Origin of the sequence: Candidatus Aegiribacteria sp. (assembly GCA_021108005.1) — a bacterium.
Taxonomy (GTDB): domain Bacteria; phylum Fermentibacterota; class Fermentibacteria; order Fermentibacterales; family JCC-6; genus Aegiribacteria.
The window spans coordinates 15,425-36,700 of sequence record JAIORS010000115.1; the positions used below are offsets into that span (position 1 = coordinate 15,425).

General features: G+C 46.9%; 22 protein-coding genes. 1 reads left to right on the forward strand and 21 read right to left on the reverse strand.

The genetic code is table 11. The features are described 5' to 3' along the window. The first annotated feature begins 58 nt into the window (after positions 1 to 58). A complete protein-coding gene (locus tag K8S15_06990) occupies positions 59 to 1,264 on the forward strand; it encodes a pyridoxal phosphate-dependent aminotransferase (protein ID MCD4775781.1) in 1,206 nt (401 codons plus the stop codon). A 79-nt stretch (positions 1,265 to 1,343) separates the two neighbouring features. Here the strand turns inward: K8S15_06990 and K8S15_06995 are convergent, their stop codons facing one another. The 21 genes from K8S15_06995 to ugpC form a co-directional block, all read right to left on the reverse strand. Then, on the reverse strand, positions 1,344 to 1,733 hold the full coding sequence (locus tag K8S15_06995) for a NusG domain II-containing protein (GenBank protein ID MCD4775782.1): 390 nt from the start codon (positions 1,731 to 1,733) through the stop codon (positions 1,344 to 1,346). After that, positions 1,720 to 2,739, reverse strand: coding sequence for an AmmeMemoRadiSam system radical SAM enzyme (gene amrS / locus K8S15_07000; protein ID MCD4775783.1), 1,020 nt, complete (start codon positions 2,737 to 2,739; stop codon positions 1,720 to 1,722). Before amrS ends, K8S15_06995 begins: the two co-directional genes overlap by 14 nt. Then, entirely contained in the window at positions 2,718 to 3,725 is a 1,008-nt protein-coding gene (locus K8S15_07005) for an FAD:protein FMN transferase (protein ID MCD4775784.1), read from the reverse strand. Before K8S15_07005 ends, amrS begins: the two co-directional genes overlap by 22 nt. Further along, positions 3,722 to 4,039: a hypothetical protein gene (locus tag K8S15_07010; GenBank protein MCD4775785.1), complete on the reverse strand. Its 318-nt coding sequence runs from the start codon at positions 4,037 to 4,039 to the stop codon at positions 3,722 to 3,724. The genes K8S15_07005 and K8S15_07010 overlap by 4 nt, the downstream gene beginning before the upstream one ends. Positions 4,040 to 4,056: 17 nt before the next feature. Next, a complete protein-coding gene (locus tag K8S15_07015; protein MCD4775786.1) occupies positions 4,057 to 4,842 on the reverse strand; it encodes a hypothetical protein in 786 nt (261 codons plus the stop codon). Positions 4,843 to 4,858: 16 nt separating this feature from the next. Next, positions 4,859 to 5,707: a membrane dipeptidase gene (locus K8S15_07020; GenBank protein ID MCD4775787.1), complete on the reverse strand. Its 849-nt coding sequence runs from the start codon at positions 5,705 to 5,707 to the stop codon at positions 4,859 to 4,861. Continuing rightward, positions 5,704 to 5,895: a hypothetical protein gene (locus K8S15_07025; GenBank protein ID MCD4775788.1), complete on the reverse strand. Its 192-nt coding sequence runs from the start codon at positions 5,893 to 5,895 to the stop codon at positions 5,704 to 5,706. Before K8S15_07025 ends, K8S15_07020 begins: the two co-directional genes overlap by 4 nt. Beyond that, positions 5,895 to 6,278, reverse strand: a complete 384-nt coding sequence (locus tag K8S15_07030) for a hypothetical protein (protein ID MCD4775789.1) — start codon at positions 6,276 to 6,278, stop codon at positions 5,895 to 5,897. Before K8S15_07030 ends, K8S15_07025 begins: the two co-directional genes overlap by 1 nt. Positions 6,279 to 6,284: 6 nt before the next feature. Beyond that, positions 6,285 to 6,803: a hypothetical protein gene (locus tag K8S15_07035; protein MCD4775790.1), complete on the reverse strand. Its 519-nt coding sequence runs from the start codon at positions 6,801 to 6,803 to the stop codon at positions 6,285 to 6,287. Continuing rightward, complete coding sequence (gene dut, locus K8S15_07040; protein ID MCD4775791.1) at positions 6,772 to 7,218, reverse strand: dUTP diphosphatase; 447 nt, start codon at positions 7,216 to 7,218, stop codon at positions 6,772 to 6,774. Before dut ends, K8S15_07035 begins: the two co-directional genes overlap by 32 nt. A gap of 25 nt (positions 7,219 to 7,243) precedes the next feature. Continuing rightward, complete coding sequence (pnp, locus tag K8S15_07045) at positions 7,244 to 9,352, reverse strand: polyribonucleotide nucleotidyltransferase (protein ID MCD4775792.1); 2,109 nt, start codon at positions 9,350 to 9,352, stop codon at positions 7,244 to 7,246. A gap of 121 nt (positions 9,353 to 9,473) precedes the next feature. Continuing rightward, positions 9,474 to 9,743: a 30S ribosomal protein S15 gene (gene rpsO / locus K8S15_07050; protein ID MCD4775793.1), complete on the reverse strand. Its 270-nt coding sequence runs from the start codon at positions 9,741 to 9,743 to the stop codon at positions 9,474 to 9,476. Further along, positions 9,740 to 10,627 (reverse strand): adenylyltransferase/cytidyltransferase family protein, encoded by an 888-nt coding sequence (locus K8S15_07055; protein ID MCD4775794.1) that lies wholly within the window; start codon positions 10,625 to 10,627, stop codon positions 9,740 to 9,742. The genes rpsO and K8S15_07055 overlap by 4 nt, the downstream gene beginning before the upstream one ends. A gap of 4 nt (positions 10,628 to 10,631) precedes the next feature. Next, complete coding sequence (truB, locus tag K8S15_07060; protein MCD4775795.1) at positions 10,632 to 11,492, reverse strand: tRNA pseudouridine(55) synthase TruB; 861 nt, start codon at positions 11,490 to 11,492, stop codon at positions 10,632 to 10,634. Beyond that, positions 11,489 to 11,833, reverse strand: a complete 345-nt coding sequence (rbfA, locus tag K8S15_07065; protein MCD4775796.1) for a 30S ribosome-binding factor RbfA — start codon at positions 11,831 to 11,833, stop codon at positions 11,489 to 11,491. Before rbfA ends, truB begins: the two co-directional genes overlap by 4 nt. Before the next feature lie 22 nt (positions 11,834 to 11,855). Further along, entirely contained in the window at positions 11,856 to 13,994 is a 2,139-nt protein-coding gene (gene infB / locus K8S15_07070) for a translation initiation factor IF-2 (protein ID MCD4775797.1), read from the reverse strand. 95 nt (positions 13,995 to 14,089) lie between these two features. Beyond that, positions 14,090 to 15,487, reverse strand: coding sequence for a transcription termination factor NusA (gene nusA, locus K8S15_07075; protein ID MCD4775798.1), 1,398 nt, complete (start codon positions 15,485 to 15,487; stop codon positions 14,090 to 14,092). Between the two features lie 41 nt (positions 15,488 to 15,528). Beyond that, positions 15,529 to 15,948, reverse strand: coding sequence for a hypothetical protein (locus K8S15_07080; protein MCD4775799.1), 420 nt, complete (start codon positions 15,946 to 15,948; stop codon positions 15,529 to 15,531). A 104-nt stretch (positions 15,949 to 16,052) separates the two neighbouring features. Beyond that, positions 16,053 to 19,094 (reverse strand): O-antigen ligase family protein, encoded by a 3,042-nt coding sequence (locus K8S15_07085; protein MCD4775800.1) that lies wholly within the window; start codon positions 19,092 to 19,094, stop codon positions 16,053 to 16,055. After that, on the reverse strand, positions 19,091 to 20,164 hold the full coding sequence (locus tag K8S15_07090; protein MCD4775801.1) for an undecaprenyl/decaprenyl-phosphate alpha-N-acetylglucosaminyl 1-phosphate transferase: 1,074 nt from the start codon (positions 20,162 to 20,164) through the stop codon (positions 19,091 to 19,093). The genes K8S15_07085 and K8S15_07090 overlap by 4 nt, the downstream gene beginning before the upstream one ends. Continuing rightward, complete coding sequence (ugpC, locus tag K8S15_07095; protein ID MCD4775802.1) at positions 20,165 to 21,262, reverse strand: sn-glycerol-3-phosphate ABC transporter ATP-binding protein UgpC; 1,098 nt, start codon at positions 21,260 to 21,262, stop codon at positions 20,165 to 20,167. It lies immediately after the preceding gene. Between the last annotated feature and the right edge of the window lie 14 nt (positions 21,263 to 21,276).

The following is a 21,276-nucleotide window of genomic DNA, read 5'->3' on the forward strand; positions in this document are numbered from 1 at the left end:
AATACATTGAATAAAAAAATTATCGAAATAGTCTCATCATTCAGAAGGGAAATCAGCAATGACCACTCCTAATATCAGCAGAAGGGGTGATTGCATTCAGGAATCACCAATACGCAAACTCGCCCCGCTGGCGGCAGATGCAATCAAAAGAGGTGTTAGCATTCACCATCTGAATATAGGCCAGCCGGATATCCCGACACCGGTTGAGTTCTGGGACATAGTTAAACTCAAGATGAACAACGTGCTTGCATACGGCCCCAGCATCGGTATTCCCGAACTGAGGGACGCCATATGCGGTTATTACTCAAAAGCTGGTATTATGATCGAATCGGACCAGGTGATGATAACAACCGGAGGCTCTGAGGCAGTCATTTTCGCAATGATGGCAACCTGCGACCCCGGCGATGAAATAATCTGTTTTGAGCCTTTCTACACGAATTACAACGGTTTCGCCACACTTTCGGGAGTGAAGCTCGTTCCTGTCACTTCCAGGGTAGAGAACGGCTTTCACCTTCCGCCTTCCGAGGAGATCACCTCACGCATTACCGAAAAAACAAAAGCGGTGCTCATATGCAATCCCAATAATCCCACCGGTACCATACTGAGCGATACGGAAATAGCGGAACTCGCAGACATCGTAATCAATTACAACTTGTATCTGCTTGCTGATGAAGTATATCGGGATTTCGTATTCGATGGAAGGGAACACTCATCCATTCTGGAATTTCCTGACATAGCAGACCGCGCTGTGGTCATGGATTCAATATCCAAGAGGTTCAGCTCATGCGGAGCGAGGCTTGGCAACATTATAACCCGTAACAGGTCTCTTATGACAGCGTTCGTGAAATTCGGTCAGGCGAGGCTCTGCCCTCCAACTCTGCCGCAGTACGGCGCCGCCGCGATGTACAAATCCCTGACGGAGCAGTATTTCAGTTCGATAGTATCGAAATATCAGTACAGGCGCGACATACTGATGGAGGAGCTTCATGGGAGAGAAGGAATATTCTTCCTTGAACCAGAGGGAGCTTTCTACGCTACAATAAGGCTTCCTATTGAAGACACCGATGATTTCGCCTCCTGGATGCTTACGGATTTCTCAGTTGACGGGTGGACCACTATGGTCGCTCCCGCTGAAGGATTCTACGCCACTCCTGGCATGGGGCTTAATGAAATAAGGATTGCATACGTCCTTGAAGAGAAAAAGATGCGGTCCGCGCTTGAAATCCTTAAGTCAGGACTGCAGGAATACAAATCGAAAAGATAGGTCAACAGGTTATTGCAACGTTGGCGCTTCTGGAACAATGAGTTTTAATTCTGTAAGTGTCGCTAATGAAGTCCGACCCCTAGTAGGATACCGCGTCGGGTGAAAGTCTGTTGTTCTCATCGGATACGATTATGAAAACACCTGACGGAACGCATACGGCCATATCTCCCGGACCGCTCAACCAGCCCTGCCTTACACAGTCCTGCCCCGGACAGGGTGATGATGATATTCTTGCCCTGTAGTTTTCTATGCTGATCTTCATCTCACCCAGGTTCCCCATGACAGTGAACATGGTATCCACTCCAAGCTGTAACCGGTACATTTCCTCTCCGGTGTGAATTTCCAGGCAGCATTCCGAAATGTTCTCCGATTCATCGTTGAAGCTCAGCATGAGAAAAGCTATGACAACAAATACCGGTATCGTGAGATCGCCTATTTTAAAAAAGGAATAATGTTTAACTGATTTCATGGACGATGTTCAGTTCGCCACCGCAGGAAGCGCATCTCCCCTTGTTCATTCCCTCAGTATTCACTGACCATCCGGTTCTCTCTATGCAGACAAATCCACAGTCCGGACACACGGTATTGGAATTCTCCATAGAAACGTTTCCTATGTATACATTATGGAGTTTTTCAGAAAAGATGTCTCTGGCTTTCACCAATGTATCAAAAGGGGTTGGTTTCCGCTCCAGTTTGTATCTTGGAAAATATCTGGATATGTGAAGAACCGTGTCAGCCCCGCATTCGCCCGAAATCCATTTCGCCATTTCCTGCCATTCCGCGGTATCATCGTTCTCCTCCGGTATCACAAGGAACGTTATTTCAAGGTGACATGATGAACGAGCAAGTGTCTTGATTGTCTGCAGAACGGTGTCTCTGTGTCCTCCGCAGTGTTCCCTGTAAAAATCATCTGACCATGATTTAAGGTCTACGTTCCAGGCATCCGTAACCTCGATGAGTTTCAAGAGAGGATCGGAGTTTATCTCGCCGTTGGAAACCATTACAACCGCTCCGCCCTTCTTTCGCACAATTGGCGAACAGTCGGCTATGTATTCGAACCAGATGGTTGGCTCGGTATATGTGAAAGCGATTCCACTGCTTTTTCCGCCTGTAGCCATTTCAGCCAGTTCCTCAGGCGAGACATACCTTGTCGGAACGTTCCTGCCCTGTGAAATCGACCAGTTCTGACAGAAATCACAGGTCAGATTGCAACCTGCCGGACCTGTTGAGAAAATGTACGAACCGGGAAGGAAATGATAAAGGGGTTTTTTCTCTATCGGATCTATCGAAAGGGAAACACATTCGCCGTATCCTGGAAGGTACGGTTTTCCATTCTTAAGACCTCTGACCCTGCAGAGCCCGAGGACGGATGAATCCGCTTTGAAAGAACAGCCCTTCGGACAGAGAAGGCATTTCCAGCTTTCCTTATCCCTCCTGAACCATTCGGCATCCCTCATATGCTTCCTCTTCTCCATTCCCCTATCTCTCCGTTCTCATCTTCCGTTATCACGATGATAAGGCTGAAAAGAGAATCTGGTATACTCGCAGCAGTGTCAATACCGCCTACCGAAATGGCTGTCGCAAGGGCATCGGAGATTGCCGCGTCATCGGACACTACTGTAACTGAAGCTACTCCGGACTCCGGATATCCTGTCCGCGGGTCCAGAATGTGACAGAAGCGCACTCCATTATCGAAGAAGTAACTCTCGTAATCCCCCGAGGTTGCCACCGCACCGCTTTCAATCTCAAGCATCTCAAGTATGTCTTCCCCCCTTGGGTTTCTGACCGCGAGCCTCCAGAGCCTTCCCGTTTCAGCATCCCCTCCGCAGCGAATCTCTCCGCCGATCTCAACCAGTGCGGCGCTTGCTCCCATGCTTCTTGAATGGCTGTAAATCCTGTCGGCCGCGTATCCCTTCGCTATGGCTCCGAAATCAAGGTTCGTTCCGCTGACAAGGTAGAGCGTGTCTCCCGATATACTGACATTCTTCAGACCACTCAGGGCTATCGCGCTGTCTATTTCGGTGCTGTCCGGAAGACGGGGGGCGTGTGGAAAACCCCATGTATTGACAAGAACACCCATCGCCGGGTCAAAGAGAGAATCTGTAACTGATGAGATGAACAGTGCTTTTTCGAGAAGGATTTTCATATCCGAAGATAGTTCAGGTATAAGGACGTAACCCCTCATATTAAGGGTAGATAACTCGCCATAACCGAACACCCCGAGTTCGTTGTCCAGATATCTTGCCAGAGAATCCATCGATGAAAGAATTGTGCCCGCAGCTTCGCTCTCCGCTATTACAATGTATGTGGCGAAAGTACCAAGCACAGGAGTTCTTTTTCTCATCTCCAGAAGCTCATCGCAACTGAAGACAACCGCGCGAAGGAACACTGCCGCCGCAAGACTTCCCAGTAAAAGTGTCAGAAGAGTACCGGAATTGAGTATTTTTCGGTCAGGCGTCACTCGGACCCCCGTTCCTCCTCCTCTTTCATGATGTCAAGATGGTACCTGCAATATTTGGATCCGGGTACCGAAGGCCTTCCACACTCTACACACTTCAGTGTTTCTCCGGCCTTTCGCCTTGTATCCTGGGGAGCCTCGCCTAATCTCGTTAGCATCATTACCAGTAGAATCACTCCCGATATAGGTGCCATATAGGCCGCAAAACCCGCAAGGGACCAGGTAAAAGACATTCCGCTTCCCAGAACGAATCCCAGAGTCCAGATCAGAACACCGAAAACAAGGCACATTTTAAGAATCTTCCTGAGTCTCCTCAATTGACTGTTTCCTTCCCTTAGAACAGGTCTATAAAACTAACAAGATGATTAACGCCCAGCACAGCTATGCCCGTCTCATTTTCACCGGTTGCTATCAGTGCAATTCCTCCCGCTTCTACTGCGATATTCAGCCACCCTATTCCCCTTCCGGCTGAGATCTGACCCCATCCGGGGAAAAGAAGTGATTTCCAGGGTTGAGAGGAAATCGCGGCGGATTCCGGTACAGAATTAACTGGAATGCTATCACCGGCAATGCTCCACTGTGGAACCAGAGGCCTTCTCATATCCGTTTGAAAGCATGCTGTTCCAACTTCGAATTCCCTGAGTTCAGCGTTCTGCCAGAATGCTTCATGGCTCAACGTTCCGTTCAGTACACTGTCAATACTGGCTATGCTGCATTTTATACCTATCCAGCTCAGGTCACTTGTATCAACCACATCGAGGGCAAGATCTGTAATTCCCATCCCCGGAAACCGGTTCATACAATCTGAGAGCACTGAGAATACACGATTGACCGTATAAACAGGTATCTGCGCCTTATACTCAACAAGCCCTGAGAATACTACGTAGTCTGGTGTGGATGAATCAGGGAATACCGAATGCTCACCCTGCATAATCATACCGGCTCTTGTTGTAAGCTCAAGCTGTGTTCTACCGGATTCCGGTACACCAGCGTTGATTTTTATACGAATAATGCTTACAAAGGGTTCGCCTCCAACCAGTTCCTGAACAACCGCGAACTCGAATGGGGTCTGAGCCATAGCCGTAGACGCAAGTATGAGTACCGCAAGTATATAACGCATTTATCCGATCTCCATTTCAATTATCAAGAAGAACTCTCTTCCAGTTATTTCCCGCAACGGAAGCTATGTCATGTACACTCCACCCTCTTCTGTCAAGAAGTTCCATGAGCTCCGGCCACACAGTGCAGTCCTTCATACCCGAGGGAAGTTTTATAACCCCGTCGAAATCACTGCCGAAACCCGCATTGCTTATGTCCGTAAGTTCAACCAGATATTCAAGATGGTCAGCGATGCTGTCAAGTGAAGCTTTACAGGCAAGAAAATCGGGTACGAATGTAATGCCAACAACTCCTCCTGAAGCGGCTATTTCCCGTATATCCTCATCCGGAAGATTCCTGGGAAAGTCATGCACAGCCCTGCAATTGCAATGAGTGGCCACTGTACGCAGCCCCATCGATAGAATATCTCTCCTGGAACGGTCACAGAGGTGTGAAACGTCCAATACCACACCAGCATGGTCGAGTTCCACCGCCAGCTGCTTTCCTCTTTCCGTTAGCCCTGTGTCAGTTCCTATTCCGCCCCCAAGACTGTTCTCTCCATTCCAGGTTAATGTCGCTACGGAGAGCATCGTGATGATCTCATTTCTATTCGGCAGGTTAACAAGTGGCTGGCACCCCTCAAGCATAAGAAGCAATTCTATTGAAGACCTGTCATACAAGTCTCTGTACATCGAAATACCACGGTGGAATGCTGGAATTGGTTCCTTTTCAGCTTCCGCGCAGATGGCCGTTACCAGGTGTGTTACACCACTCTTCAAAGCTCTGGGCATGTCCAGTTGCGTCACTGAGTTGCCTTCAAGGTATTCCTCGGAAGACTTCAGACGCATAAGAGTATCCACGTGAGCATCAAAAATGTGATACTTCATTCGGGGTGATTCTCCTCAACTGTGGCTGAATTGTCTGTGGAAAAGAATATTTTACTGAAACCGTTTACGAACGTGTTTGCTTTTAAAATCAGGAACACTATCATGAGAAGCAGAAAAATGTACAGTATCAGCCTGCCTTTCCCGGATTTCCTCTGGTGTTTCTCGCGCCAGTCATCAATTAGAGCCATTAATTATCATGCCTCATGGGTTTCTCAATACGGAGCTGGCGGTGTAGAGTTGGGAATCCCGGGAATTCGATGGAATCAGCATAAGATACTATGTACAAGTCGCCTTCGAAGCCGTTGCCGGGATACATGCATGATGCTGAAACAGCATCGGAACATTCGTCCGATCTGCGATATCTGCCCCACTCTCTGAGGAATTCAGCTTTCAAAACTTCCAGCGGTCTCACATCATCAACCCTGCTGTATGTCTCCTCCAGTTCACTGCCCACTTTCGCGGGTGTCAGCGAAACCATACCCACATATTTGATAACTACGCTCACGATCATCACAAGAACCACAAGAAGTAAAGTGAAAACTCCACTTTTACCTGAGAATAAATCTGACATATCCACCTACCATCCTGAAAGGCATCTTCTGACAACATCTTCCGCTGATTCCTCCAGCAGTCTGTTCCGGGCATCGATCTCTGTTTCGTTATCAGGATCGTAAACCAGCCATGTTGTTACGCTTTCGTTACCGATAATATCCGTTTCATGAATAAGATCGATAAACGATATTTCAATCCTGACTTCAAGCTTGTACTCTTCAACAACCTCTGCTGAAGTATACGAATAAGGGGTTTTACTGTACGCCGCGACCGTACCCTCAATTTCTGAATCCTGATTCTCGATAGCTACGGCGAGTCTTCCATCCCTCACTATCATTTCTATCACCCGCGAGGTGATATCCTGCTCCAGTCCATACTGCGAGACTCTGCTGCGAAAAGGTATTACTTTGACCGACTGGATGTATTCCGGAAGACTGCCTCTAAAACCGTAACTGCATGATACGCTGAGCATGATGAAAACAAGTACGCTCTGAATGCTTGCAAGATTTCTGTTAACGCCCGGAATGGCCAAACCCCCCTTCACCCCTCCTGGTTTCAGGTACGCTTTCCACAACCTTGAATCTGGGGTACATAACAGGTGTGAGAACCGCCTGGGCTATCCTGTCACCCCGCTTTATTCTGAATGGTGATTTGCCAAGGTTCGCAAGAATTATCTTCACTTCTCCCCTGTAATCTGAATCTATTGTTCCGGGGGTATTCAGTACGGTAATACCATATTTCAGCGCGTTACCGCTTCTGGGACGTATCTGCCATTCGTAGCCCGCGGGTATGGAAACTTTCAGTCCTGTCGGAACCAGTTCGGTGTTTCCGGGTTTAATCGTAATTTCCGATTCAACTGCGGCGCACAGGTCTACACCACTTGAACCGGATGTTGCTCTTGATGGAAGGGGAAGATTAGATGCGTGCTCAAGAATCTCAAGCAGTACATCCAGTTCCATATCCTCCCCCTCCAATTTCAGAAGACTAACTATCTTTGTTCTGCTCGACGCCCTTCATCGTAAGATCAATCTTGCCATCGTTCTTAACAGCTTTGACCTTTACTCGCACATGCTGTCCGCGCTTGAGGACATCTTCCACATTCTCAACCCGGTTTTCGCTTATCTGGCTTATATGCACAAGACCATCGGTTCCGGGCATTATTTCAACGAATGCTCCGAAGTTCATGATATTCGCTACAACACCGTCGTATATCTGTCCGAGTTTTGGTTTCCCGGTGGACATCTCGATAAGTTCAAGGGTTCTATTGGCCGCATCCGCATCATCTGAGAGGACAACTACCGTACCGTCATCATCGATGTTTATATCCGCGCCGGTTTCTTCGGTAATAGCTCTGATGTTCTTGCCCCCCGGGCCGATCAGTTTACCGATCATGTCCTTCTCAATCTGAATCGTGTAGACCCTTGGCGCGAATTCACTGAGTTCATCGCGTGGACTGCTTATCACGGAATTCATCTCGTTCAGGATGTATTCCCTGTTCCCCTTCGCTCTGATCATGGCCTCGCTCAGAATGTCAAGGGATATTCCTTCAACTTTCAGATCCATCTGAATTGCTGTAATGCCCTTCGTAGTCCCGGCGATTTTCAGATCCATGTCACCCAGATGATCTTCGACTCCGGCTATATCCGAGAGAATTATGTAATCTTTTCCATCTGTTACGAGACCAAGAGCCACGCCCGCCACAGCGTCACTTATGGGTACTCCCGCATCCATCAGGCTCAGGGAGCCTCCACAAATGGTCGCCTGACTGGAGGAACCGTTTGATTCGAGAATGTCGGAAACTATTCTTACAGTGTAATTGAATTTTGTTTTATCCTCAGGCATAACACCTGCCAGAGCAGTTTCAGCAAGATGTCCGTGCCCGATTTCCCTTCTTCCGGGTCCGCGGGCGGGTCTGACTTCTCCAACACTGAATGAGGGAAAATTGTAATGAAGCATGAAATCCTTCATGTATTCTCCCAGAAGACCGTCTATCCTCTGTTCGTCTCTGGCTCCTCCCAGTGTAACCGCCACAAGAGCCTGCGTTTCTCCTCTTGTGAAGAGTGCGGAACCATGGGGTCGCGGTAATACACCCACTTCGCAGGTTATCTTCCTTACATCGCCCTCATTACGGCCATCAGGACGCATGCGATCTACAAGAAGCTTCTGCCTTGCGAAGAGCTTCTCAGCTTCGTTTACAGCATCGGAAAGTATCCTCGCCAGCAGCTTTTCATCTTCAATTTCGGTGTATTTACTTGCAAGTTGATCAGTGGCCTTCTCTTTCGCGATTTTACCCGCTTCGGAGAGAGCGTTCTTCATGCCGTTTCCATAAACCTTCCCAAATTCCTGGAAGGCAATAGCGTTTACCGCTTCCTGAAGTCCATCGGGAACCTCAAAGGCCTTTTCGGGCTGGCGTTTTTCTCTGCCGACAGCTTCCCGCAATTCCATCTGCAGATCGTTGATCTTCGAAGCTTCGGAGGCAGCCAACCTGATAGCGTCCATGACCTCAGTTTCCGAAAGCTGCATGGTTGAACCCTCAAGCATTACAACATCGGTGCCCTTTACCGCGACTACAAGGTCGATATCGCTGTTTTCAAGCTGGTCAATAGTAGGATTGACTACGAACTCACCGTTCACCCTGCCAATTTTCACTGATGATACGGGGCCATCCCATGGGATATCGGAGATCATCAGTGCCGCTGAAGCCCCGAGCATACCAAGAAGACTTGGATCGTTCTGATCGTCGGAACTGAGGACCAGGATAAATACCTGTGTCTCTTCCATGTAATCGTTAGGAAAGAGAGGCCTCAGGGGTCTGTCTATGAGCCTCGCGGTAAGTATTTCAGTCTCCTGCGGTCTGCCTTCTCTTTTAAAGAAACCTCCAGGAATTTTACCTGACGCGTATTTTCTTTCACGGTATTCGATTGTCAGTGGAAAGAAGGGTAGATCCCTCAGTCCGCCCGATGTGGCAGCTACAAGTACCGCTGATCCTCCATACGTTATGTAGACAGCGCCGTCGGCCTGTTTCGCCATTCTTCCGGTTTCAATTGAAAGTGTCCTGCCTGCTATTTCTCTTTGTTTAACTACTTTTGCCATTATTCTTGATTTTCCTTTTCTTTTTCTTTCACATCCCGGCACTCTGCCGGGAAGAATTTACTACAGGCACTACTTCAATTGAACCCATAATTCCATCAGTGTGCTGTATTTCACTGAGATGCTATCTCCTCAGTCCAAGATCCTTAACTATCGTTCTGTACCGTTCTATATCCTTACTGCTTAAATAATTGAGCAGTTTCCTCCTCTGTCCCACCATCTGAAGGAGCCCTCTTTTACTGTTGTTATCCTTCTTGTGAAGCTTGCTGTGCTCGGTCAGGTTTTTTATCCTTTCTGTGAGAATCGCTATCTGTACTTCAGACTTTCCGGAATCATTCTCACTGTCTCCGAATTTTCCAATTAATTCTGCCTTTTTATCGGCTGTAATGCTCATCTTTTCAGATCCTCCATCCGTTCTTTCTTTTTAGCGTACTGCCTGACTGTTTCTACATCGTCCGCAATAAGCTCTCTCAGCTCCTCAGTGTTCAATGAAGATGCTGTCATTCTAAGCTTCTTTACGAAACTCACTTTCATTATACTGCCGTAAACATCTCCCGACCGATGGTTGACAAGATGCGCTTCCACCGGCCCGGTGGCGCTGTCGGGAACAAATACGGCTGCGGGCATGTGCCCATTTACATCGCCGGAATCTACGTAACCCGCATAACTGCCCGATTCGGGAAGCAGTTTGCACGCTGGAACCCTGATATTAAGTGTAGGGAACCCGATCTGTTTTCCAAGACCTTTGCCCCTCGAAACCACTCCAATCACCGAATAGTGCCTTCCCAGAAGCTTCTCGGCAGCCTGAAGCTCACCATTTTCAAGAAGCAGCCGGATCCTTTCACTTTTAACAGGTCCCTCGTCACATTCCAACGGAGGTACAATAATAGTATCTATTTCCCTTGAAGTACACCATTGACTGAGGTATTCCACTGAACCTGACCTGTTTCTGCCAAAATGAAAATCGTATCCTACCACGATTCTGTTGATATATCCCCATTTTAAAAGTTCATACAGAAACTCATCCGGTGATTTTTCAACAGTTTCAGTATCAAAGGGAATGAGATGAATATTCGACATTCCCAGCTTTTTAAGAATAGTTGCCCTTTCGAACGAAGTAGTAAGGCGCCTGCTCCATGTATTATTCGTAAAATACTGACGTGCCACAGGTTCAAAACAAACCAGTCCTGTTTCACCGCCAAAGGACTTCGTTCTTTCTATCACCTTCAGATGTCCTTTATGTATTCCATCAAAATTACCTATTGTAATTGTATCCATAGTTTCAGTATCCCGCAAATACGCATAATGGTTTCAGTATATTTCCGTCACCCTCCGCTACGGCCAGCAGATTATCATATTCGTCCATCAGAGCTATTGTACCGATCAGTTTGCCTTTCAGCCTTCCACCGTGCAGCACGGTCTTACGCTGTTCTTCATCCAGCACAATCCTATCGTATTCCCGAAGGATATCCGACATACTCAGCATGGCTTTTTCGTCATCGTTTTCGCGTGAAGCCTCTTCAACGCTGAATGCTCCTACAGACGTTCTTCTGATGTCAAAGGCCGCTCCGCCGGTTCCAAGTTCGTTCCCGATGTCCCTGGCGAAAGCTCTGATATAGGTTCCTGAGCTTACGGTAACAGAAAAACGAATCTTTGACCCCAGGAATTCCTCCAGCTTCCAGTTTTCGGCATACACCTCTCTAACAGGTGTAGAGGGCTTCAATCCCTCTCTCGCCATGGAATATGCTCTTCTACCATCTATCTTTACAGCTGAATAGTCCGGAACCTTCTGTTTTATGAAGCCGGTATAGTTACCTGTTATCCGGTGTATATCCTTCTCGCTGATATCCTGAACGGGTTTCCTCTCCAGGATTCGTCCGCTCGTATCATCGGTGTCGGTTCTTATTCCCAGTTCAATTCCAAAACTGTAGGTTTTCACGGAAGAAAGGAGAAATCTGGAAAGGCGTGTTGCCTTACCCATCAGGACGATAAGAAGCCCTGTAGCGTCGGGGTCAAGTGTTCCAGCATGACCGAATTTTCTGTAACCCCAGTGCTTCGCGACTCTTGCAGCTGTCCTTCTTGAAGAAATGCCGGCTGATTTGTCAAGAAGATATGCCGCACCGGAAATTCGGGGTAATGTCAATCGGTATCCAGTTCTCTCATGATATTCAGAACTCTGTCACCCTTTTTGCCCGAGTCATCCTTGACAAACGATAGAATGGGAACAGTACGCATCTGTATCATGGATGCAAGCTTCGATCTGAGATAGCCTTTTGCCGATTCCATCGCTTCGAAGGCTTCCTGCTGTTCTTCTTCGGCACCTGATATTTCAAAGAACAAGGTGGCGTTTGAACCATCGCGGGATAGTTTTACCCTTGTTACACTGAGATTCTTCAATCTTTCGTCCGATATATCTCTGGACAGTATTTCTCCAACATCCTCACGGATATCAACTTCAAGCCTCTGTCTTCTTCTTTCTTCCATGTGAAATCCTTCCGTGAACCCGTCAGAGTTCCCTTGCTATGGAAATAATATCGAAGCTCTCAATTACATCGCCCACCTTTATATCGTTAAAGCCAGAGATGCCTATGCCGCATTCAAAACCGGATTTTACCTCTTTTTTATCTTCTTTGAAGCGCTTCAGGGAACTTACGGTACCTGACCATATGTCAACTCCGTTTCGCACAAGCCGTAACTTCGCGTTTCTTTTTATGACTCCGCTGATAACATAAGATCCTGCTATGATGCCGATCTTCGGAACCCTGAAAAGATCCCTTACCTCGGCCGATCCGAGGAACTCTTCCTTTTCCTCTGGTTTAAGCAGGCCTGAGAGCGACTTTTTGACGGTATCCTCAACCTGATGAATAACGCTGAATGTAGCAATTTCCACATCCTGAAGTGTGGCTTCTTCTCGGGCTCTCACATCCGGACGAACCCTGAAGCCGATAATCACAGCATTTGACGCGGCAGCAAGATTTACATCGTTTCCAGAAATGCCACCTGCACTGCTTCTTATGATGTTAACCGAAACTTCTTCATTTCCCAGCTTGCTCAGAGTGTCTACAATAGCTTCCGCCGTTCCCTGAACATCCGCTTTTACTATAAGATTCAGTTTGTTATGGGTCTCGTCGGATTTTTTCCAGAAATCCTCAAGAGATACCATTTCGCCCGAATGCAGTTCCCTTTCCCTCTGTACAAGCTGGCGTCTTCTGCTTATTCGCTTGGCTTCATGTTCGGAATTCAATGCGACTACAGACTCTCCCGCATCGGGGACGTCGGAACAGCCAAGTATCTGAACCGGGATTCCAGGACCGGCCTCATCAATCTCGTTCTCATTTTCGTTGTACATAGCACGGACTCTTCCGTGGAATTTGCCGGCAACAAAATAATCCTCAACTCTCAGGGTACCGTCCTGAATTATCACATTTACGACCGTTCCCCTTCTTGGATCAATCTCTCCTTCAAGAACGATCCCTTTTGCGGACCTGTCTGGAAATGCTGTCAATTCCAGCATTTCCGCTTGAAGCATCAACTTCTCCATAAGGTCATCGATATTTTCACCTGTGATCGACGAAACCTCCGAGCAGAGAATATCCCCTCCCCACTCCTCTATCAAAACATCGTGTGCCGCCAGGTCATTCTTGATCAGATCAGTATGCGCGGTGGGAAGGTCAATTTTCGTAATCGCAACGACTATAGGAACTTCCGCGGCCCTGGCGTGGTCAATAGCCTCTTCAGTCTGAGGCATAACCCTGCTGTCAGCAGCAATAACCAGAATAACTATATCGGTTATCCTCGCGCCCCTTGTTCTCATTGCGGTGAAAGCTTCATGCCCAGGTGTATCTATGAATGTAATAGATTTCCCATCAGGGAGTTTTGAGACGTATGCACCGATATGCTGCGTTATGCCTCCTGACTCCGTAGCAATGACATTTGTTTTTCTTATCCTGTCAAGAAGCGCTGTCTTACCGTGATCAACATGACCCATAACGGTAACAATCGGGAATCTTGCGGTTTCGGTACCACCGAAACTGACACGCTTTCTCTCAATCTCGCTGGCTCCGTAGCTCGCAACCGTTTCGACTTCAAAATTGAATTCGCCTGCTACCAAAGATACAGTTTCAACATCAAGCCTCTGATTGGCGGTAGCCATCACACCGAGTTCCATGAATTTCCCGATTACTTTGTTCAGCGGAATATCCATAAGATCGGATAGTTCTGATGGGTTTGTATATTCGGTTATTCGAATTGTCCGGGTAACGCTGTCATCAACAATATCCTGTTGTTTCTCGCTTTTCTCTTCTCTGTATTTTTTTCGCTTCTTCTGCCTGGTACGTCCCCCACCTGAATCAATTTTCGCGAGAGTGTCTTTAACAGTTTTAACTGCTTCCGCAGTCACTCTGGGTTTATGACGGCGTCTTCTCTTCTTCTTTTTCTTTTGAACTGTTTTTGTTCTTGCAGCCTTCTTCTCCTGGTCAAATCTGTTCCTTACCTCAAGTATTTTTTCAGGGGTGAGCGAACTCATATGGCTCTTAACAGATATCTTCATTTTCTTAAGAATCTCTATAAGCGCCTCACTTGACAGATTCAGCTCCTTGGCCATTTCGTATACTCTTATCTTCTTCCCACTGCTTTTTTCAGCCAAGGGAATCACCCGCTTCCTTCAATTATTCTATCCTGCAATTCATTCGATCTTAGTTATTCCATACAACAGTATCGCCAATGCGCTGCGGCTGGTCGTCACTCCTCTGTGGTTTCAATATCTCCAACCGATTGTTCATCAGCAGCTTCATTTTCAAGCTCAGCTTTTCTGGCTTCCTCTTTCCTTGTTTCAACTACTTCACTTCTTGTCTCTATCTGCTCAGCGGCTTCCTTCAGGAGTTGTTTTATTTTCACCGGGCCCACTCCCTGAACACCACGAAGTCTATCCATTGAACAATCGATAAGTGTATCAGCAGAATCAAATCCTGCGCGGGTCAGTCTTTCAGCAAGCTGACTGTTGACGCATTCGAATTCCGAAATGTCAACTCGCAGCATTTCCTCCCACCGCTTTCTTTCCTCCCAGATAGATTTTTCCTCGATTTCAATCCTGTATCCTATTAATTTGCCGGCCAGTCTTACGTTATGGCCGCCCTTGCCTTTTGCTCTTCCTATCTCGTCATCAGGAACTGTAGCTACCATTATACTCTCTTCTTCACCGGTCTCGTGGTTTATCCTGGTATCCATCGTTACCTTGAGAACGGTTGCCGGGAGAAGAGCGCTGGTCACAAGGAGCTTCCTGTCTATTGTCCAGGAGATAATATCGATTCGCTCACCGTTTAACTCACGCATAACGGACTGTACTCTCATGCCCTTCATTCCGACAAAGGTACCTACAGCATCAACCCTGATATCGTTACTTGCCACAGCTATCTTCGTTCTGACGCCAGCTTCGCGGGCAATGGCCTTAATCTGTACCACGCCCTCGTCGATTTCAGGAGCTTCCCGTTCGAACAGCCTTTTAACAAGCAGTGGATTAGCTCTTGAAAGAACAAGCTGAGGATCGGTACTCTCCGGGCTGAGAACCTCAACAAGCACAGGAAGCACGGTATCACCGTGTTCAAACCTCTCACCCCTGGCCCTTTCTTCAGGTGGTATGACAGCGTCTATCTGTCCGGCTACACGGACATTGACCCTGTTTCTGTAAACCTGCTGAACCACGCATCTTGGAATGAGCTGGCCTATCCTGCTTGAATACTCATCGTAAACCTTATCTCTCTCCGCGGATCTCTCAAGAGTGTGAAACTCATTCCTGAATACGTTTATCGCAGAACGACCGAAATCATCGAAATCGATTGGTATTCCAACTTCATCACCGTAATCGGCCTCGGGGTTGTACTTCCTTGCTTTTCTTCTTGTGATCTGAAGATGAGACCACGCAGGATCAACTTCCCTGACCACTTCCACAAGAGCAACGATAACAACATCATCGGTCTTCTGATTCCATGTTATCTTAATATTCTGAGGTGAACCGAATTCTTTCTCGGTTGCTTCCATCAGCCCTCTTTTAAGCCATTCCAGAAGAAGTTCCTGATTCGCGCCTTTACTTTCCCTTATCACAGCAGCCAGGGCTTCTATTCTCTGATAATTGTCTGACACTTTAATCTCCTCGCAAATCCTATAACTTAAAACAGTTTCAGTCAGTCCAGTACTTCCACTGCCCTCACAATATCATCGGCGGTTACTATCCTGCCTTCCCTGAACTTAAGGCACCCTTCACTGTATCCTTCAAGCCAGTCGATGAAATCTTCATCCTCTATCTGTACGGAAAGTTTTCTTCCAACTGATCTTTCCCAGTCAACCTCCGTACTGAGAAGACGTCCTATTCCGGGTGAACTCACTTCCAGCCTGTAATTCAGTTGAAGCATGTTTCCATCAAGGTGGTCCTTAATACTTCTTGAGAGTTCAGCGCATTCCTTGATGGTAACCCGCTCCGGTTTGTCAACAAGGAGCCTTATAATGTGGCTTCTGCCAATGTTCTTCATGGTAAAATCAACCAGCATTAGACCGGCTTTATCAACAAATTCATCTATATCTTCAAACAAATCAGAGGTTTCCATATCTCCTTAATTCTACAATATAAAATAAAGGCGGAAGATACCGCCTTTTGAATCTTTTGATTCTTCTAGCGCACTCGTTAAGTAAATCTAGTTTTTCTCAGCGTTTATGGCAAGTCAGGCCGGCTGATTCTTCCCGTAACAAGATCGCTCCTGAGAGCTTCTAATTGAACCGTAGACCTACCTCCGGCCAGGAAGCGTGATCGAATTGAAAGATCATTGAGCATACTGCCTATCTGGTAGTGCGCTTCATCTTCTCCAATAATATCAACCAGTCTCATTCGGGCATCAATAAGAAGTGAAAGTATCTGATCAGACTGAACAGCGCTGTAGTAAGGTATGCTGCTGAGTGACGAACAGAAAAATACGTAAAGCCACTGGATCTCAAGCTTTATCAGTTCCGCATTCAGTGAATCCTGTGATTCCAGTGCAAGCAGTCCTGAGTACGAGTCTTCCAATAATGACATCTCCCTCATGGCCGGGGTTCCGGTCTGATCATCCCTCATATTCATGAAACAGTACAAAGGACCTCCAATATGCCACCATATGGTTTGCAGCTTATCTTTCACGTCCGCAACTTCGTACTGAAGAAAAGGTGATGAATCTATGAAGCTAATGACTTCAAATATGCGTCTGTCAAAAATCAGCATACTGGTTTCATTTAAAATGTACATTCGTCTCTCTTCGGATTCATTCAGCCCGGTGCTCAGGAGTGCTTTATTCAATTCGTTCACCATCCGCGATATTTCGATGGGCCATGCTGTTAAATCCTCAAAATCGATTCCGTTTAAAAGACCAAGAATTTCACTTACCATTCGCATGCCCTCAATATCGCCCTTTGAAGCTTGTATTAGTCCCTTCACCGCCTGGTGAATTGGCAGCACATCGAGTTCATCCTGATGAATACTGTTGAGATCCCTTATCACTCCGGCTGTATCTCCCTCTTCAAACCGCTGAAGTATATCCATACCTTCATGCATCCGCTGTACCTGTATGTCGGTGCATTCTTTTATTCTGGAAGCATAGTCCGGCTCTCTGCTGCTCAGTAGCATGTTGAGCTCATGGTTAAGGCTGTCCGCTGAATCCGCATATCTGAGGAATGTGGTGCCGAAGTCGAACAACAGCATTCTTAATATTGAATCCTCATCATCAATCCCACAGCTTTCTTCTCTCAATTTGCTCATCAATACGATTGACGTCTGCCATTTCAGATATACACCGTCAACGGACTCGGTAAGGATATTCAGAAAGTTGATCTTTTCCGAATAGTCCATTCTATTGTGGGCATGAAGGTCCCATGAGTTCCGCATTGAGGCAAGAGCACTGTCGGGAAAACCGAGACTTATCCATACAATGGAAAGGTTGTTATGAACCTCAGCATAATTCGGAGCCCTTCTGGTAAGCGAATCGTAAGCTGCCAGTCCAAGCCTCATGTATCGGTCAGCTTTTTCGTAATTCTCCGCTTGTATACCGTTTATGGTGAGAACTGAGTTTAATGAAGGCGAGATATTCTGATACAGTCTGGCATTTGATATGTATGCGCTTCCCAGCGCGTACCATCCCCCGAGTTCATCAGGATTCGTTTCAACACACTTTTCGCACCATGTCACAGAGCTGTCCGCTATCTGTCTTGCGTTATTGTAGCAGTGAAGTGCCGTCCGCATAGATTCGTCGTTTCCGTTTGCTTTCCATTCGTTGGAAGCCCTGACAGCGTTCGCCACTTCAAACTGTATACGTGTCAGGTATATATCTTTTCCTGTGAACAGCTCTCTGCCGGATCTCATTGCCCTCAGGTAAACCGGAAAAGAAACGGTTCCAAGAATAATCGCTATAAGAAGAAGCACAGCTGCTGAACCATATCTCCTGAGACTTTTCAGAGGAGCGAATTTGGATGGAATGGAAGCAAGAAGCAAAGCGGTAAACAGAGCGAGAAGCAATTCTGATGAAGGCCATCTCAAAGCTACCGATACTGAAGCCTCAGCCAGAAGAGCGATAATGCCGGCCAGAAGACCCAGAATTAGCCATTCATTGCCAGATACCTCCGGTTTTTCGATATTTTCGGAAATAGATTTCCATTTTCTGTACACTATCCTGAATATTGAATAAGCCACAGCTGCCCAAAGAAGCAACCCTATAATTCCAATATCACCAAGTATTTCCATATATTCACAATGTGCGTGAAGTGTGTTGTGGCTGACACCAAGAAGGAAATACTCCGGATTTCTGAACGCTGGAAACAATATCTGGAATGATCCCGGCCCGTTCCCAAGAACAGGATTACTGAGAATCATGGAAAGCGCACCGGACCATATCAACTGCCTGACCTGCAGAGTACCTGTATCAGTATGAACAAGCTCTTCCATACGGCTGCCCAGAAAGAGAACTGAGCTGCCTATAAGAAACAGCAAAACCAGAATCGTCAGAGCAAATCTTCGTTTGTTTTTTCTTACGAATGGAATGAAAGGAAGAATGACCGTGATGGCCAGAAGCCCTATCAGACTTCCCCTGGTTTTGCTTGCGAGCATTGCACCCGTGCAAAGCATTACAAAAACTACAGCAGATATGTAACGGAATCTCGAAAGACGTGATCTGCTCAGGAGAAATCCGGCACCGGCAGGCAGCATTGCCATTGCAAAACTCCCGAGAAGGTTCGCGTTCCCCATTGTGCCCGAACTTCTTGCCATTTGCGTAAGACCTGCGTCCCATTGAAATAATATTATGCCGAAGGACTGAAGGATTGCGTATATGGATAAAAGAATAGTGGAAACCACCATAACCCACAGAATACCGTCCCTGGCGCTTTTCGTGAACGTGGCTGCTATTACGATAACCAAGCCGGCGAGGGCAATTGTACTGTATATGTACTTCATGCCATTGACGGATTGAATCCCTGCGTAATGCCTGAATATCATCCACAGCATAAGAAGACAGAAGGACACTGCCAGAGACCTGCTGAATCTCTCCAATGCGATTCTGCCGTCTATTACTATACACAAAGACGCGACAAGCAATGCAAGCGCAGCGCCTCCAACGTAGACTGCTTCCTTTATCAGTATACTGCTTCTGCTGTTCGTCTGAACGAGAAATATCGACCCGAGTATTGTAAGGACGATGATTATCTGAATAACGGTTCTCGGAATACTCCTCATCCCCTTTTCTCCCTGGTTTCAGCACGGTTTATGAAAAATGCAAACAGACATATGAGACCCAGGGCATGTATGAAAAGAAGTACTGCCTGATACGGTTCCAATGTTGGCAGAAGCAGAGCCAATGTGCCCATCAGAGCCGAAAGAACCAGCAAGACAACTACGGATTGATTATGGGTTAATCCAAGCCTCATGAGACGGTGAGCAAGGTGATTCCTGTCAGCGTTGAAAAGCGGTTTCCGTGTTTTCCATCTGTATCTCAGTACAAAAGCGGTATCTATCAAAGGAAGGGCAAGAATAAATATCGGAGTGAAAACGGCAATTTCCCGGATCGACCCTTCCGAAGTGTAAACACCAAGCACAGCGATTATTCCAAGCATAAAACCCAGCATATTGCTTCCGCAGTCACCCATGAAAATCGAAGCCGGATTGTAATTGTAGAAGAAGAATCCGATTGTCGCCCCTGCAAGTGCTGCGCTGATGAATGCGATAGAGTAATTCCCCGCGAGTACATTAAGAACTGAAAAGAATATAGCCGCGATAGCGCATGTTCCCGCGGATAGACCATCAGCATGATCAAGCAGGTTGACAGAATTAGTGATACCCACAAGCCAGATCAGAGTCAGTGGTGCGGTAAGCCAGGCAAGACTGCTTCCAGTAAGGAACACGCTCAGCAAAGCTCCCTTTGTAATGAAAATGAAACTCACAAGAATCGCGGCTATAGTATGAAGAATGAGTTTGATAATGGGAGAAAAGCCGAAGACATCATCCACAAATCCCATGATCGACATCAATCCTGCTCCGGTTATAACCATAATGCAGAGTGTTTTCCAGTCGATTGGAATCATGCTGCAGTCACCGCTGAACAGCAGCATGCCTGCAAGAACTGCTGCTCCGAAAGCCAGATAGATCGCCATTCCTCCCAGGAGCGGAGTGGTCATGAGATGCCTTTTTCTTCTATCCGGTTTATCCACGAACCCATACTTAAGAGCAACCCGCTTTGCCATCGGCGTTAGAATCACACTTACGCTAAGGGCTGCAAGAAAAGCGAACCCGATTTCTTTAATACTCAATTACTGAACAACCGTATCCAATTCGCCCGCCTTTTTTTCTGAATCAAACTGCATGCGTAAGCCATCCATATCGAAAAGATGACATCTTCCAAATTCAACCGAAAATCCGAACATATCTCCTGGAACAACCTTCACTGTCGGGCTGCATCTCACAGCGAACTGCTTTCCAGCGAATTTCATGTAGATGATATTTTCATTACCAAGGGTTTCAACAACTTCGACTTCACCTGCAAACCGGCTTTCCTCAGATTGATGAATATCTTCCGGCCTTACTCCGAAAAGGTATTCGCCGTTCGGCAGGGCTGCATAGGGAGTATTCTCCATAACCATATCACCCGCTCGGAGCGTGCCGTTTTCCAGTTCAACATTCAGAATATTCATTGAAGGGCTGCCTATGAACCCGGCAACAAAGCTGTTATCAGGATTATCGTACAGGTCGAGAGGTGTGGCAATCTGCTGAATATATCCATCCTTCAGCACCACTATTCTGTCTCCGAGTGTCATCGCTTCAGCCTGATCGTGTGTTACGTATATCATGGTTGAGCCCAGCTTTGTGTGGAGCAGGCTCAGTTCATTCCTCATCTGTACCCTGAGTTTGGCATCAAGGTTCGAAAGGGGTTCGTCGAAAAGAAAAACAGCTGGATGCCTGACTATTGCTCGTCCCAGGGCAACCCTTTGACGCTGCCCCCCTGACAATTCCCTTGGTTTTCTCTGCAGATAATCTGAGATCCCCAGAATTTCAGCAGCGTCTTTCACGTTTTTATCTGTCTCTCCTACCTGCATTTTCTTCATCTTCAGTGAAAAAGCCATATTGTCGTAAACGGTCATGTGGGGATAAAGAGCATAATTCTGGAAAACCATAGCTATATCTCTGTCCTGTGGCTTCACGTCAGTTACATTCCGATCACCTATGAAAAGCTCTCCCGTGGTTGGTTCCTCGAGCCCCGCCAGAACACGAAGAGTTGTCGATTTTCCGCATCCGCTGGGACCTACGAGAACAAGGAACTCCCCGTCCATGACTTCAATATCGAATTTGGCAAGAGCAAGGATATCTTTCTGATAGGTTTTACTTACTCCCTGAAATTTTACAGAAGCCAAAAATCACTTCCTTT